Source organism: Clostridium facile, from assembly GCF_014297275.1.
In the GTDB taxonomy this organism is placed as follows: Bacteria; Bacillota; Clostridia; order Oscillospirales; family Ruminococcaceae; genus Massilioclostridium; species Massilioclostridium facile.
Window position 1 is genome coordinate 285,503 of sequence record NZ_JACOQK010000001.1, and the last position, 15,562, is coordinate 301,064.

Below are 15,562 nucleotides of genomic sequence, written 5' to 3' on the forward strand. Positions count from 1 at the left end.
AATTAAAAATGATGAAAAACGCTCTGATTTAATCAGAGCGTTTTTTCTATTGCAATCAGGGTTTTTATGTGCTATAATAATAAACGAAATTAGGCAAAGTAAACATATGTGCGTTAAGTGTTTGGTGAACGGGGAGTTGTCACCAGAACGAAGGAAAATCCGCGGTACATATGTTGCATCCCGTTGCTGCTATAATAAAGAGTGATTCTAGATAACCCCTTGTTATAGAGCGTGGAAATGCAAAATAATAAGGAGGTTTTTTTATGTCTGATTTTATAAAAGATTTTCGAGATTCTGCCAATGAGTTACGTCATTTAAAATGTTTGACTATAGCAGCGATGCTAACAGCGTTGAGTATTGTAATTGGCTTTTTTCAAATTCCAATTGGTCAAATGTTGTATATCCGGTTTGATTTTATCGCTATTGGTATGATTGGATATTTGTATGGCCCAGTCGTATCTGGTCTTTGTGCCTGTGTGAGTGATCTATTGCGGATTGTTTTGGTTCCTACTAATAATGGTTCCTTTTTTATTGGAATGACGATAACAGCTGTATTGGCTGGAATGGTTTATGGAATAGCGTTTTATCGTAGAAAACTTGGTTTGATCCGTGTTTTATTAACAATGTTATTTATTGGAGTTTTTCTACATATACTGCTCAATACCTATTGGCTGTCAATTATGTATGGAACTCCATTTTGGACATTGTTACCACAGCGAATTGTGAAAAATGCGATCTCCATACCAGTAAATACGATTCTATTCTTTGCACTGTCAAACCCACTTAGCATTGCTTGTAGAAAGTTAAATCTAGTATCTGTTCCTACAAAACAACAGATGTAAATAGAATAATCTCATTACATTTTATATAAGAATATGATTTTCGATTTATACAAGAAAAGAGTTATTTATTTGTGCGTTATATACAAATAAAATAAAATATAACAAAATTTGATAGTAAAAAAGCATTATTTGAACTTGTATGAAAATCAATAGTGTGATATTCTAATTGCGGATAATATTTCTATAAAAAGCAATTTTGTAATTTTCGTTTTATATTGATAATGCTTTTTATCTCATCTTACCCCCTCAAACGGGAGGATAGCAATTCTGCTACCTCCCGTTTTTGTCGTTTTAGAAACTGATGCTGTTGTCAATACATCAGTTTTTACTTTCAAAATCGAGAAAAGTGAATTGTCAGCAAAAACTTTAGATATCAAAAACGGTGGCAAGGTATCACCAATTAACGAATTAGTACATTGCTAAAATAGTTTTGTAGTACTTTATTGAGCCTTCGGTTAGGCTTAGAGGCTGTGGCTTAAAAAAATAAAAACATTGCTTTTTTGAATAAAAACAACTTTTTATATATAGTTTAAACTAGAAAATGGTCTAGTTTTATTGAAAGTGTTTTTGAAATATTGAGAGAAAGTGAACTTATTTATGTTTTTTTTCATAGGATAAAACTGAATTGAAACAGAAAGGAGTTTGTGTTCATTGGATAATAATTATAAATTTGAAGAATATATGAGTGAAGTTATGCCAATGTCTTCTGGTTTGCGTTGTATAAAACCCAATCAGCCAGAGTGTAGAGATATTGATAGCCTTCCTTTAGCAATTGCCTATGTTCCAATCCAAAAATGGAAACGTACCTATGATACCGATGTAGCATTGGAACGAGGAACCATTTTTCCAGAACTGGATTTGCCATTTGTAGGGGAGGAGGAATCATAAATGATGAAATTAAATGAACGGGAACAGTTAATGAAAAAGTTGCAGGAAGCAGCTTTCGCTGTTTATGATGTTCAGCTTTATTTGGATACTCATCCTACTGACCAAGCTGCTTTAAGATATTTTGACCAGCAACGTCAAGCAAAACAAAAGGCGATGGAAGAATATGCAGCCAAATACGGTCCTGTTCGAGTAGAACAATCCAGTGGGGAACGTAAATGGAACTGGATAGAAGATCCATGGCCTTGGGAAATGGAGGATTAGCCCATGTGGAGTTACGATAAACGTTTACAATATCCTGTAAAGATTTCTCAGCCAAACCCAGCGCTTGCTAAAGTAGTAATTAGTCAGTTTGGCGGTCCCCACGGCGAATTAGGCGCATCTATGAGATACCTCTCTCAACGTTATAGTATGCCGTATAAAGAAGCCAAAGCAACATTGACCGATATTGGTACAGAAGAACTGGCACATTTAGAGATGGTTTCCGCTATTGTTCACCAACTAACAAGAAATCTTTCGATTGATGAAATCAAAAAATCCGGATTTGATGCTTATTATACTGACCATACAACAGGAGTATATCCCCAGTTTGCTTCTGGTACACCTTTTACAGCAGCAACATTTTCCTCTACCGGCGACGTTATTACAGACTTAACTGAAGATTTGTCTGCGGAAGAAAAAGCACGGACCACCTATGATAACCTTTTACGTTTAGTTGATGATCCAGATGTAAGGGATCCATTAAAATTTTTGCGTGCTAGGGAAATTGTACATTTCCAACGCTTTGGTGAAAGCTTGAGAAAAGTGCAAGATGAATTAAATAGCAAGAATTTCTATGCGTTTAACCCTGCATTTGACCGCAAGAAGAAAAGAAAGTAGCTTGAGATATACAAAGAGCCTTATCATCTTTGAATAGACCCATTTTATTGGGTTTATTCATCGATGAAAGGCCCTTTTTGCATGCTATTGTATTGTTATAATTTAATTGCTTTTTTAAGCGGAGGATAAATCAAGGATACAATAATAATACTGGAAACTAATGTAATAGCATTGTAAGGAAGGTTATAATAAAACGAATACCAAAATGGATTTTGTCCTTCTGGAGCAGAGCTAGCAAAAAGCAACGCGCCAGAAAGGTAATGGCTTAAAAATTTTAAAACCATTGATAATACTACTCCGATACATATTTCCCGTTTTTTTAATTTAATATTTGGTAAAAGGGCAGCTAAGCCACAAACAGCTAATGGAAGCAAGTAATCCAACAATACAGACCAAGGGCCAAAATATTTTGCTAATCCTAAAATAAATTGCATTATGGCACCTAAACAACCAACGATAACTCCATAGCCAACCCCCATTAAATAACTGGTTAAAAAGATTGGAATGATTGCAAATGATATCCAGGAACCGCCTTGTGGCATTTCTGGAATAACATTGTCTACATAGGTTAGCACTACTTGCATTGCTAAAAGTAGCGCCATATAAGCCATATTTTTAACAGTTAATTTGACAGAAAAGAGTTTTTTCATAGTAATTCTCCTGTTCATATGATTTTTTGAAATCGGAACAGATTTTGCTGTATTAAAAAACAATAAAAATAGCCTTTCTACAAATACGCAGAAAGGCTGGAATTTTTACAGCATAATACTCCCTACGCTGGCATGACCCAGATCAGGTATAAGGGTTAGGAAATAGTTCCTTCTCAGCCCTATGGCACCCCCGATTTCTAATTATTAGTTTATCTTTTTTTGGATGATTTGTCAAGTTTAACCTGTTTTCCCAGCAGATTTACAAATTTCGGCTAAGTCACAGCCTTCACATTTTGGTCCCCGTGCTTTACAAACATCCCGCCCAAATAATACTGTACGGTGGCAAAAATCACTGCTTTCCTCTGGTGGCAGTATTTTGCGTAGTTCCATTTCTACCTTTTTTGGTTCTTTTACTGAAACTAGCCCCAAACGATTGGAAATACGGATTAGATGGGTATCGGTTACAACAGCAGGTTTATGGAAAACATCCCCCATAATTAGGTTTGCCGTTTTTCTTCCTACCCCTGGTAATTTTGTAAGTTCTTCAATAGAATCGGGCAATTCGCCATGATAATCGCTGATTAATTTTTGACAAATTCCTACCAAATCTTTTCCTTTTGTATTTCCCAATCCGCAGGGTTTGACAATCGCTATAATATCATTTACATCCGCTTGAGCAATGGATTCCATGGTGGGATATTGTTCAAATAAATCTTTTGTTACAATATTTACTCTTGCATCGGTGCATTGGGCAGAAAGCCGGGTTGCTAATAAGAGCTGATAAGGATGCTGGTATGTTAAGGAACAAATAGCGTCTGGATACCGTTGTTTTAATAATTCCACTGCTTTTAACGCACGGTCTTTTTTTGTCATATGTCCACCTTCTTTTAAACTAGTAATTATTATTATTTATTATACCATAATGAAAAAAGTTACACAAGTTATTTTTTATCGACATAATATGATTATTTTTGCAAAAATATTGGTATCATAAGGCTAGTTAAAATTTTTCTTGATTGTTTTTGTTTGTTTGTAGTATAATATAAAGTAACAATTTGTTTCATACAAATCTATGTCTTTCTATATAAGCGATTCTAGTGTATGGTAAAGCTGTTATAATATGAACACGATACCATTGAACAAGGTGCTTTGAATACTATTTGGCTTCTACAATTTTTTAGTATGTCGTTAACATGTTGGACAAACTACATCTTTTTATAAAAACATCAATCGTAACTGAGGTGAATATACTTTGAATTCTAACTATGATATTGTGATTATTGGAGCAGGTACAGCGGGGCTTTCTGCCGCTATTTATGGTGTGCGTGCAGGCCTTTCCGTTTTAGTGGTTGAAAACCAGATGCACGGAGGACAAATTATTAATACACCGGATATTGTAAACTATCCTGGAATTGAAAAAATATCTGGGTATGAGTTTGCAAACCAACTATACCAACATGCAACTAATTTAGGGGCAAAAATTATTTATGAAGAGATTTCCGACCTTAATTTATTGGGGAGAATAAAAACGATTACTGCTGGTACTCAAACTTATTATGCGAAAACAGTTATTATTGCAACCGGAGCAAAACACCGGGATTTAGGTTGTTCTGGAGAAGAAGAATGGAAAGGTAGAGGGGTTTCCTATTGTGCTATTTGTGACGGAAACTTTTTTCAGGGACAGGACGTGTGTGTCGTAGGGGGTGGCAATACCGCTTTAGAGGATGCTCTATATTTATCGAAATTTTGCCGTACTGTACATTTAATCCATCGTAGCAAACAGTTCAAAGCAAGCCCTATGTATGTACAGCAAGCACAAAATACCAATAATATTGTATTCCATCTAGAATATGAAGTTACAAAGATTTCGGGAACGGATCAAGTGCAGCAGGTAATGATTTCCCATAAAGGGCAGGAAGAAACCCTTTCAGTAGTAGGTGTATTTGTAGCAATTGGTTCTCAACCAAACAATGGAATGTTTTCCCGCTGGGTTGAGATGGACAAGTATGGCTATATTGTGGCAGGGGAAGATTGTAAGACCAATATTCCAGGCGTTTTTGTGGCAGGGGATACTCGTACCAAAAAAGTACGTCAGTTAGTTACTGCGGCAGCTGATGGAGCAGTAGCAGCAACTGGATGCGCAAACTTCATTAGCCATTCATTTTTTTAAATAATCGGAAAGGTATGGTGCAAAACTATGCCTTTTTGTTTTGTATAGTAAAAATAGGATGATAAGAAAGAGATTGCTAATAGTATCATGAAACAATGATGGAAAAAGGAGAAATTAATGGCTGTATTACGTACAAAAAGATTGTTGTTGCGTCCAATGGTAAAGGGAGATTTGGATGATTTTTATGAATATTGCAGTCAACCGGAAGTAGGACCAAAAGCCGGATGGCTACCCCATCAAAGCAAAAAAGAGAGCTATAAAATTATGAAAAAAATTTTTTTAAACCAGGAATCAGTATGGGGGATTATCTTTCCGGAAAAGAATAAATTGATTGGTACGATTGGGTTGGTTCCGGATATAAGCCGGAATTTTCCGAACAGTAGGATGATAGGATATTCCCTAAGTAAGACTTACTGGGGCAATGGTTATATGACGGAAAGTGTACTGGCTGTATTATACTACGGCTTTTCGGTCATGGGATTGGATTTGATTTCTGCCAATTGTTATCCAGATAATCCTGCTTCAAAACGTGTTTTAGAGAAATCTGGATTTTATTATGAGGGGTATTTACGTATGGCAGAGCAAGTTTCCCCAACTGATATAAAAGACCACCTGTGTTTTTCAATATTAAAAGAAGAATACATCAATAAGAAAGAATGAAATGAATTGATTTCTTGGTATAATTTTATAGCAAAAGATAAATTTACTTTTCCTTACTTTCAATCATTTATTGATACTACAATAAAAAAACACGATAAAAATCTAGGAATATTTCATTTAGCTTACCTTTATATTTTGTAGGAAAAAGGTCTATGTTCGATTTTGGGTTATTGTATAAGGTGGAGTGGCATAACAATTATCTATATGGACAACGCAAAAAAGCTGGCATTACAAAATCGTAATACCAGCTTTTTTGCTGCCTAAAATGTGATCTGTCATCCATGGAAGGCTTAATCTTAAACTTATCAGTAGCTTTTTAATGTGGAGATAAAAAGGGTTAAAAAGCTTCTTTTCGAGATGGTGTATCTCTAATCTAATGAGACTGCACCCTGGCGGGTGTGTATTGTAACTCGCTCTCATTTTGGGAGACAGGAAAAATGGCTAAGTTTCCGTACCCTGGCGGGTGTGTATTGTAACAACATTGCGCTAGTAAGCTGTTGGCTATCCCTGTGTTTCCGTACCCTGGCGGGTGTGTATTGTAACCACTTTGGTTCATATTTGCTTTACTTACTTCAGTTTTCCGTACCCTGGCGGGTGTGTATTGTAACTGCGGCATGAATGCGCCCTTGATTTTCGGGGGTTCACAGCCATTATAGTGCGAACTTGATTATTTCCACTTTCCTTTTAACCTAAATAAATCGACTTGTTAGTCACAAAGCTACAAGTTATAGCTAGTGCGAACAATACGTATTTTTTATGGTTACTTACCATTCGCACTGGCAATGATGTTTAAAATTGGATATAATAATCTTTATTTAATCAAAAATTTTATCTCTGTTTATTATAATCTTAAATGTTAAAAAGTGCAAGCAATTTTTGATAGACGATTCTATCCAGCTATATTTTTTAGTTTTTACGGTTTAATTATCCACTGCTAAGGTGTGTTACATGTCTTGTGAGGAGGAAGCGTTGCTCTGCTGGAAATTTTCCATTATTAGACTATGGACAGCTTGCTATGCTCAATAGTGAAATTGGGAATTTTTATGGAACTCCTCCTTGGATATCATTGGTGATTTTTATAAAATAAAGCCCTTTTTGTCCATTTGCAAAAAAGGCTTAAGATAAGAATCATAATTCAATTGTTTTCACAATTTTTCCGATTAATCCAAGCAGTAGACGCATCCATTGCGGTGCGACAGGCATCAGTCTGGTCCAAGGCATTTAACATCACAAAGTCATGAATCGTACCCTGTATCCGAATGGAGGTTACCTCTACTCCGGCAATCCGAAGTTTTTTCGCATATCCTTCGCCATCATCCCGCAAAACATCTGCTTCCCCATTGATTATCATTGCGGTTGGAAGGCCTTTCAATTCCGCAATAGTCGATCGTAAAGGGGATGCTGTAGTTTCTTTTCGGTCTGATTCAAAATTTGCGTATTGGTTCCAAAACCATTTCATACCAGTACGGTAAAGATAATAGCCACAGGCAAATTTTTGATATGTACTAGTATCGAAACGGGCATTTGTCACCGGGTAATACAATAGTTGTTTTTGTATCTTTGGACCGTTCCGTCGCTTTGCTAAGATTGTCATAGCAATAGCTAAATTTCCTCCTGCGCTATCTCCAGCTACAGTCAGTGTATTAGGGTTCATCTTGATATGAACCTGTTCCGTAATTTGGGTTAATTGGCATAAGGTAGCATAGCATTGCTCTATGGCAATTGGATATTTCGCTTCAGGGGCTCGATTGTATTCTGGAAACACAACAACTGAACGGGTTCGTGCTGCTAATTCCCGCACGAGTTTTTCATGAGTATGTAGATTGCCAAATACCCATCCAGCGCCATGTAAATATAAAATGACATTTGCGGGATCCAAAAGTTCCTCAGGCACAATAAGGTAAACGTTAATTTTTCCCCAATATCCAGCATTTACTTCCAGTTTTGTAATATGAGCAGGAAATTTATATATAGGGGTATCCTGTACTTTATCCAAAATTTTTCTTCCTTGTTCAGGTGGAAGCTGGAAAATAAATGGTGGATTGGAATTTTCTATGCAAATCTGTTTAGCAGCTTTTTCTAATGGTATACGCCGGTTCATATGGTCACACCTTTCCAAAATAGATCTTGTTTTAATCTATTCCGATATACGAATTCATGTGAAAAAGTGTGAACTCAATCCCTTCTATGCTATCCTTGTACCGCCCCATTCTACCACTGTAAATCCTTGTCTTTTCATAGGTTGCAAGATTGGTTCCTCCACTAAAATAGGATTTTCCAATGGTTGATACACCATAAAAACCCTTAGTATACTGTCTGGTTCTGGTGTAATATTCAGTTTGGCGTTTTCCGTGTAAGTTTCCCCCTGAAATGTAATCAGATTATAGGGGTTATCCTGCATTTTAGGGAGCCAATACACAATAAACTCGTTGTATTCTGAGGGAGTCAGTCCTATATACTCCAATTTTTCCCTTAAAAAATTAGCGGTATCTTCTCCTTTAACCACAAATCCTTTCCTCATATCATATTGGATTTGGTCAACGCCTTCCCAAAACAGATAGGAATACTCCTTTTTATCCGAATGATTTATGAGTTTCCCATCCGGATAAGCAGTTACATTCCAGCCATTTTGATATTGAGGATAGCTACAGGTTAACTCACCGCTGTATTCTAACTGGACGGATACTTCTGTTATATCCTCAGGATAAAGGTAAATAACAGGTTTTTCTGTTAAATCGTTGTGATATGATGTGCTAGAACATCCCATGAGTATTACCGTGATAAAAGCCAAAATAAAGGCTATAATTCTATGTTGCTTTCTTTTCATTGATAGCACCTTCTTTTTATAATTTTTCAACTTTTTATTTTTTATTTATTTATATTATACCATTAATTTGAATCGAAATCTACAAAAAACGACATTTATGTTTTATATAAACTTTAAAATGATATATTTATTGATTCTAACAAAATCATAAGATATAATATATATAGATATAAATTTTGAGATCGTACAGAGGTGAGTCACTTGAACTTAAATTATTTATCCGCTATCTATGCATCTTATTTAGAGCAGAATCATAAAGAGAACGCCCTCTGTGGAAATATTCCTGAGCAGGTTACGGAATTACTACTATTTCCATTAAATCCGATAAAAGAGATTTTAAATCCATACTACGGAACTAACAAAATAATAGCCCAAACTTCATTTTATTGGAGGCAGTTAGAGCAAGGTACTGAGATGAGGATAGAAAGCTGGAATCCAAAAACGGAAACAATTTTTTGTTGCAATATGAAATCGGATCAACTGGAAATCAAAAACATCCCTTTAACAGAATGGATGCAAGGCGTAACAGAAACTTTTGATTACGTTATGTTAAACCCTCCATTTGGTTATTCTAATATTGAAAAAAAGAAAGAACGTTTGGAAAATCTGTTTTTATCTCATGCGTTAAATTGTCTAAAAGAGGGTGGATTCTGTACTGCTTTTCTCCCCAACGGATTTTTAGGGCGTCAATCTTCTGATAATATCCAGCTTAGAAAAAATATTTCGTTAAATCACCATTTGCAATCTATCATTTTATTGCCGAAATCAATCCTTTCTACTTCTGAAATTTTTACTTCTGTTTTATATTTTTCCAAAACAGCGCCAGCTAAGAAGATTTCGTTATACGATTTCCGTAATAAAAAGAATATAAACAGTTTTCTCAAATTATATCGTTCTTCGGAACCAAACTGGCAATTAGAACAACAAGAATTAGAAGAACACCAATATTGTTTTCTCCCAGAAGAGTATATCCCTTCAAAATCGTTTGACTTTGAGGAAATTCCATCCCGAAAAAAATCTTTACACGCATTATGGAGCGAACTACAAAAAAATCAGGATTCTCGTTTATACGAAGATCATTACGGTCAAACCAGTATCTTCAATACTGCCAAGTGTGTTTCCACCAGAAAAGGCCAATTGAAAAAATTAATTCAAACTGGCTATGGCCTTTTAGAATGTGAATTGTTGCTCTATTGTGGGTATATCCAGCCTACCAAAGAAATGGGAAAATCACTAGCCCATTTAAAAACAGGGGATTTATGTCCTACTGACCATAAAAATGGAAAATATCCCTGCTATGGCGCTGGTGGGATCTATGGCAGTACAAATACTTGTAATATTCCGCAAAGTACCGGAATTGTTATCGGTCGTGTAGGGAACTTTTGTGGAAACGTGTATTGGACTTGGCAGCCAGGATTCCTTTCCAATAATGCCATTTGGGTAGAACCAGACCGAGAAAAAGTGATACCGGATTTCCTTTTTTTGTTATTGTACTCCGCCCATTTTCAAAACAAAAGACGTGGTGGAGGACAACAATACATTACCCAATCTATGATTCAAAATCAAATTTTTTATTTACCAACCCTTTCCCAACAGGCAGATTTTTTGGCGCAACATCAAACTTTATTAGAGCAAATTCACTTTTATGAACAGGAGTTAGGGCAGTTAGAACTTACAGAATAAATTTTTGTAATAAAAAAACACCTTACGATAAAATAGTAAGGTGTTTTTCTGTTATTAAAATTTATTATCCCAACGCAACATCTAAAATCATCATCACAAGGAATCCACCCATAACACCTAGGGTTCCAACATTGGAGTGTTCTCCCAAATGCGCTTCGGGAATCAATTCTTCTACAACAACATATACCATTGCACCGGCTGCAAAGCTTAATAACCAAGGCATAACAGGCTGTAAAAATCCCGCTACCAACACAACTAAGATTCCGAAAATCGGTTCTACAATGCCGGATAGGCTTCCGTATACAAATGACCTGATTCTAGAAACTCCTTCCTGACGTAACGGTAACGAAATGGCGGCGCCTTCTGGAAAATTTTGAATTCCAATTCCCAAGGCTAAGGCCATTGCTGCTGAAATGGAAGCGGAAGGATCATTTTGTGCGGCTAACGCAAAGGATAATCCAACAGCCATTCCTTCTGGAATATTATGTAAAGTAACTGCCATTACCAACAAGGTGGTTCTTTTCCAGGAAGAAGAATGCCCCTCTGGAGAAACAGAGCCTGGATGTAGATGAGGAAGCAAGGTATCCATTAACATTAAAAAGGCAATTCCTAAAATAAAACCACCAGCAGCAGGTAGCCAGCCGGGAACACCCGAAGCTTCCGCTTGATCAATTGCGGGTATTAACAAACTCCATACAGATGCCGCTATCATTACTCCAGCGGCAAAACCAAGAAAAATCCGTTGTATTTTAGGATTAATTGCGTTTTTAAAGAAAAATACCAATGCCGAACCTAATGTTGTCATTAAAAAGGTAAAACCTGTGCCGATAGCAGCCCATGTAATCGCAGTATTCATAATCGCCTCTTTTCTATTATACTTTCAAAAATTTTTTTATAATACCAAGGAAGGCGCTGCGTATACACGGGATTTTAATTCATTATCCAGCATATAAAGGCTTTTTGGATCATTTCCAAATAAATCCATTTTTGTAATTAAATCATGGGCATTGGTTTCTTCTTCGCCTTGTTCTTTAATAAACCAATCTAAAAACTGCATGGTGCGGAAATCATGTACCTCTTGCGCCGCAGCGTATATATTGTAAATTAAACCTGTTACATATTCTTCATGTTGTAATCCTGCTTTTAATGGATCCATTAATTCAACTAAAGTTTGATCGGGCTTCGCAATTGCCTCTAATTGAACCTTTTCGTTGTTATTCTGCAGGTATTGATAAAACAGCATGGCATGGTCTCTTTCTTCTTGTGCCTGTACTTTATACCAATTAGCAAATCCTTCTAATCCTTTATCCTCATAAAAATTAGAAAAATCTAAGTACAAATAAGCGGAAAAAAACTCTTTATTCACCTGGTCATTTAATAATGCTACTACTTTTTGGTTTAACATAAACAAATGCCTTCTTTCTAATTTTTCAAATAAAATCATTATTCTAAGAGGAAAACTAATTTTTCTCTTAAACATATCATATCACTATGATATAGCAATGTCAATAATGGCTCCTATTTTTGATGTTAAAAAGGATAAATTACATTATTTTATCATAAAGAGAAACATAGAATAAAATATTGGATATTGATAATTTAAATTTTACTTATTTTCATTAAAACGCTGATTTCTCTACTAAATCATATAAATTGAAATTATAATATATATACCTAAATAAAAAGTAACACCTGTTATAGCTTTTAAATCTTAAAAAACAGGTATTACTTTTTCAACTATTTACCAATAGTTTTACTATATAAAAAACATTGGAGTGGTACCCTTTTGTATCCTAATTTTAACACAATTTGTTTTTTTCCAACACATTCAAATCCTCTGTGTTCATAAAATTGATAAGTGCAGGCGTTGTCAGTATATAAATATAATTTTTTCCCTTTTTCCCTGCGTTCTAATTCAGCGAGTAGAATGCTACCAATACCTTTGGCTTTTATGTTCGGGTTTGCCGCCAGGAAGATAATCTCACCATCTGGATTGTTATTATGGCAATACTGCAAAAACATTTCTTTATTTGCCTGATCATAAACATCCACACCGCCTTTTACAAAAAGATTTTGTAAAAGATGGAAGGCCTTAATATAACACGATTTCCAAAATGAAGAGTATTTTTTGTGTTCTCCTTTTATTTCCGCAAGCAATATCCCAGCTAATTGGTCTCCTGCGTATACAGCAATGATCTGTGTGGCACGGGTCACTTCTAAATACCAAAAGTATCGTCCATACAAATTTAGTAATAATTTGTTGTCCATGTACCAATTAAAATGCATACCCACAATAGCAAATTCAATCGCTTTTTTAGCGTCCTTTTTTCTCAGTTTTCTAATTTCAAGTTCCATGCAATCATCTTCTTTTATTTTTCGTTTAAAACCAGAGCATAGTTAGCTTTTCGCTGAGCTGGAAGAAGAGGAACCTTCCAAGTATTCTTCTAAGCAGATTCCTTTGCTCATAATTTCCTGTGCAGCTTCTTTTCCAACATAACGGAAGTGCCATGGCTCATAAATAACGCCTGTAATATCAGTTTTTCCGTTTGGATACCGGACAATAAACCCATATTTACTGCAATTTTTGGATAGCCAGATATATTCTGGGGTTTCTTCCTGCTTTTCATCCAATAATTGATAATCTTCTGAAACAATATCTACCGCTAACCCCAATTGATGTTCACTGGTGCCAGGATAGGCAACAGCTGTTTTCGCTTCCGCTACTGCGTCTACATAATCTTTTCCTTGGTTTTGTAAGCCTTTTACCTGTTCGTCAAACAGTCGGGTTTGCTTTTCCATACTGCGGTAGGAAGAACAGATGATAGGGGATAATCCCGCTGCTCGAGCATCGTCCATCATTTCCTGTAAATAAGGGTAGGCGCGTTTATCAATAGCTTGTCCATTATTTAATTCGGTTACTTCTATTGTATAGTTTTCTGGAATTAAATTGTTTTGGTTTACGAGAGTCAGCTTCCAATCTTGGGTATCTTTGGTAGAATTGGATTCCGATTGTTGTGTCTTGGATGATTGGTCATTTTGGGAGGACTGGCTGGATGTTTGGATATCCAATTTTTGGTCTAAATTATGAATTAGATAGTTGGCCCCAATAAAATATACGGCGACGCAAACAGTAATGACCATTGCAATAGGCCAAAAAATTTTAGAGCTATTATTTTTTTTCTTTTTCTTTGGGGGACGGCTAGGATATTGACTCACGATGGTTCCTCCTATCTCTTTTATCATATTATAATAATATCAGATGGATATAACGGGTTCTTTGCGGAAAACTGACCAAGCTGTAGCCTTTTTATCAATAATCTGTAACGGTTTATAAGACATGTTATAGTATACCAAATAAATTTTTATTTATATCATTATAACCAATTACTTGACCTTTTTCAATCTTTATAGTAATATTATTATAAAAGACCATATGTATGCCTGAAGATACAGGGAAACATATGGCTTTTTTATTGAGTGGTTATAGAAGAAAGGATGTTGATTTGGTGGATACAAAACAGGAATTTATGCGGACAAAGCCTGTTTTTCGAATGTTAGTTTCTATGGCAGTTCCGATGATGCTCTCCATGTTTATCCAATCATTGTATAATATTGTGGATAGTATTTATGTAGCAAAGCTAGGGACGGATGCCTTAACAGCTGTTTCGCTGGCGTTTCCTTTACAAAATGCACTACTTTCTGTCTCAGTTGGTATTGGTGTGGGGATTAACTCAGCCATCGCGATAAACCTGGGAGCGAAAAAATATGAGAATGCCAATAAGGCCGCGACAATTGGAATGTTTTTATCACTAATCCATTGTGTCTTATTTGTTATTTTTGGCTTATTGATTACCCATCCATTTTTAAGTATGTTTACAAAAGATGCCCAAACTATGCAATGGGCAAGCCAGTATACCTATATTGTATTATGTTGCTCCTTTGGGCAATTACTGCAAATTGCGATGGAAAAGACTTTCCAGGCAATTGGGGATATGACAACTACCATGCTTTTAATGGGAAGTGGATGTATTATCAATATTATTTTAGATCCAATTTTTATTTTTGTGCTTAAAATGGAAGTAGCTGGTGCTGCAGTTGCTACTGTTATTGGGCAAATTTGCGCTTTCTTTTTATATATTATAGTTTATAAAAAGAAAAGAATTAGTGTGCAAATTCATAGAAAATATCTGTGTTTTGACAAAGCGATTATAAAACAGATTTATTTTGTAGGGATTCCTTCTTCGATTATGTTGGCATTGCCATCGGTTTTGGTGGGAATATTAAATGGGATTTTGGCGCAGTTTAACCAAGTATATGTTGCTGTATTGGGGATTTATTTTAAATTGCAAACGTTTATTTATATGCCTGCTAGCGGTGTTGTACAGGGGATGCGTCCAATTGTTAGCTATAATTATGGCGCAGGAGAAATCCATCGTGTCAAGAAAACCGTCAATTACAGTTTGTTGATTGTTGCCGTTATTATGCTGATTGGAACAATAGGGGCATTGGCTTTTCCACAACAGATTTTAACTATTTTTAATTCCGATTCAAAACTAATCGAATATGGTGTGGTTGCGTTGCAAGTAATCAGCCTTGGATTTCTTGTTTCTTCTGTTGGGGTGGTATATTCTGGTACTTTTGAAGCTTTGGGAAAAGGAAAAGAGTCTCTTACTATTTCGTTATTACGTCAATTTGTGATTATTATTCCACTAGGATTTCTGTTATCCCAATGGATAGGGCCTTTAGGAATCTGGATTTCTTTCCCAATATCGGAATGTATCGCTACAGTTGTAGCTTATATTTTATTAAGATGTACTTATCGGAAATACGAATCACAAAATAGCAGCTTATCTTAATAAAAAACAGGTATCAGATTGATTTAACTGATACCTGTTTTTGTTTTTTCATTGATTTGACCTTTTTGTCAAAAAAATACAATATTAGAATTTTTATAGTAGGGTATTTT

16 protein-coding genes and 2 riboswitches are annotated in these 15,562 nt (G+C 35.5%); of the genes, 8 read left to right on the forward strand and 8 right to left on the reverse strand.

Annotated elements, in window-relative coordinates; translation table 11 throughout:
- Positions 1-92 precede the first annotated feature (92 nt).
- Positions 93-188, forward strand: a riboswitch (THF riboswitch).
- Between the two features lie 75 nt (positions 189-263).
- From H8Z77_RS01105 to H8Z77_RS01120, 4 genes are all read left to right on the forward strand, one after another.
- Positions 264-842, forward strand: a complete 579-nt coding sequence (locus H8Z77_RS01105; RefSeq protein WP_069988251.1) for a folate family ECF transporter S component — start codon at positions 264-266, stop codon at positions 840-842.
- Between the two features lie 651 nt (positions 843-1,493).
- Positions 1,494-1,730 (forward strand): spore coat associated protein CotJA, encoded by a 237-nt coding sequence (locus H8Z77_RS01110; protein ID WP_235843896.1) that lies wholly within the window; start codon positions 1,494-1,496, stop codon positions 1,728-1,730.
- Positions 1,731-1,991, forward strand: coding sequence for a spore coat protein CotJB (locus tag H8Z77_RS01115; protein WP_069988252.1), 261 nt, complete (start codon positions 1,731-1,733; stop codon positions 1,989-1,991). It begins immediately after the preceding gene.
- Between the two features lie 3 nt (positions 1,992-1,994).
- Entirely contained in the window at positions 1,995-2,606 is a 612-nt protein-coding gene (locus H8Z77_RS01120) for a manganese catalase family protein (protein ID WP_186995899.1), read from the forward strand.
- Positions 2,607-2,701: 95 nt separating this feature from the next.
- Here the strand turns inward: H8Z77_RS01120 and H8Z77_RS01125 are convergent, their stop codons facing one another.
- On the reverse strand, positions 2,702-3,319 hold the full coding sequence (locus tag H8Z77_RS01125) for an energy-coupled thiamine transporter ThiT (RefSeq protein ID WP_207725988.1): 618 nt from the start codon (positions 3,317-3,319) through the stop codon (positions 2,702-2,704).
- Between the two features lie 39 nt (positions 3,320-3,358).
- Positions 3,359-3,458, reverse strand: a riboswitch (TPP riboswitch).
- Between the two features lie 35 nt (positions 3,459-3,493).
- A complete protein-coding gene (gene nth / locus H8Z77_RS01130; protein ID WP_069988336.1) occupies positions 3,494-4,129 on the reverse strand; it encodes an endonuclease III in 636 nt (211 codons plus the stop codon).
- Positions 4,130-4,508: 379 nt separating this feature from the next.
- On the opposite strand from nth, the gene trxB reads away from it, so the two are divergent.
- Together trxB and H8Z77_RS01140 are read left to right on the forward strand one after the other, a co-directional pair.
- Positions 4,509-5,426, forward strand: coding sequence for a thioredoxin-disulfide reductase (gene trxB / locus H8Z77_RS01135; RefSeq protein WP_186995900.1), 918 nt, complete (start codon positions 4,509-4,511; stop codon positions 5,424-5,426).
- Positions 5,427-5,543: 117 nt separating this feature from the next.
- On the forward strand, positions 5,544-6,086 hold the full coding sequence (locus H8Z77_RS01140; protein WP_069988338.1) for a GNAT family N-acetyltransferase: 543 nt from the start codon (positions 5,544-5,546) through the stop codon (positions 6,084-6,086).
- A gap of 1,135 nt (positions 6,087-7,221) precedes the next feature.
- On the opposite strand, the gene H8Z77_RS01145 is transcribed toward H8Z77_RS01140, so the two are convergent.
- Together H8Z77_RS01145 and H8Z77_RS11525 are read right to left on the reverse strand one after the other, a co-directional pair.
- A complete protein-coding gene (locus H8Z77_RS01145) occupies positions 7,222-8,187 on the reverse strand; it encodes an alpha/beta hydrolase (RefSeq protein WP_186995901.1) in 966 nt (321 codons plus the stop codon).
- A gap of 84 nt (positions 8,188-8,271) precedes the next feature.
- Positions 8,272-8,913: a hypothetical protein gene (locus tag H8Z77_RS11525; protein WP_069988340.1), complete on the reverse strand. Its 642-nt coding sequence runs from the start codon at positions 8,911-8,913 to the stop codon at positions 8,272-8,274.
- Positions 8,914-9,114: 201 nt separating this feature from the next.
- On the opposite strand from H8Z77_RS11525, the gene H8Z77_RS01155 reads away from it, so the two are divergent.
- The gene (locus H8Z77_RS01155) at positions 9,115-10,596 is read left to right on the forward strand and encodes an N-6 DNA methylase (RefSeq protein ID WP_186995902.1); all 1,482 of its coding nucleotides are present in this window, start codon (positions 9,115-9,117) and stop codon (positions 10,594-10,596) included.
- Between the two features lie 64 nt (positions 10,597-10,660).
- On the opposite strand, the gene H8Z77_RS01160 is transcribed toward H8Z77_RS01155, so the two are convergent.
- The 4 genes from H8Z77_RS01160 to H8Z77_RS01175 all read right to left on the reverse strand — a co-directional run bounded on the left by H8Z77_RS01160 (position 10,661) and on the right by H8Z77_RS01175 (position 13,812).
- On the reverse strand, positions 10,661-11,452 hold the full coding sequence (locus H8Z77_RS01160) for a ZIP family metal transporter (RefSeq protein ID WP_069988342.1): 792 nt from the start codon (positions 11,450-11,452) through the stop codon (positions 10,661-10,663).
- A 36-nt stretch (positions 11,453-11,488) separates the two neighbouring features.
- Entirely contained in the window at positions 11,489-12,001 is a 513-nt protein-coding gene (locus H8Z77_RS01165) for a ferritin (protein WP_069988343.1), read from the reverse strand.
- A 332-nt stretch (positions 12,002-12,333) separates the two neighbouring features.
- Entirely contained in the window at positions 12,334-12,951 is a 618-nt protein-coding gene (locus H8Z77_RS01170) for a GNAT family N-acetyltransferase (RefSeq protein ID WP_186995903.1), read from the reverse strand.
- 42 nt (positions 12,952-12,993) lie between these two features.
- Positions 12,994-13,812 (reverse strand): M15 family metallopeptidase, encoded by an 819-nt coding sequence (locus tag H8Z77_RS01175; protein ID WP_366471719.1) that lies wholly within the window; start codon positions 13,810-13,812, stop codon positions 12,994-12,996.
- A 290-nt stretch (positions 13,813-14,102) separates the two neighbouring features.
- Between H8Z77_RS01175 and H8Z77_RS01180 the strand changes: the two genes are divergently transcribed.
- Complete coding sequence (locus H8Z77_RS01180) at positions 14,103-15,452, forward strand: MATE family efflux transporter (protein ID WP_186997073.1); 1,350 nt, start codon at positions 14,103-14,105, stop codon at positions 15,450-15,452.
- The last annotated feature ends 110 nt before the right edge of the window (positions 15,453-15,562 follow it).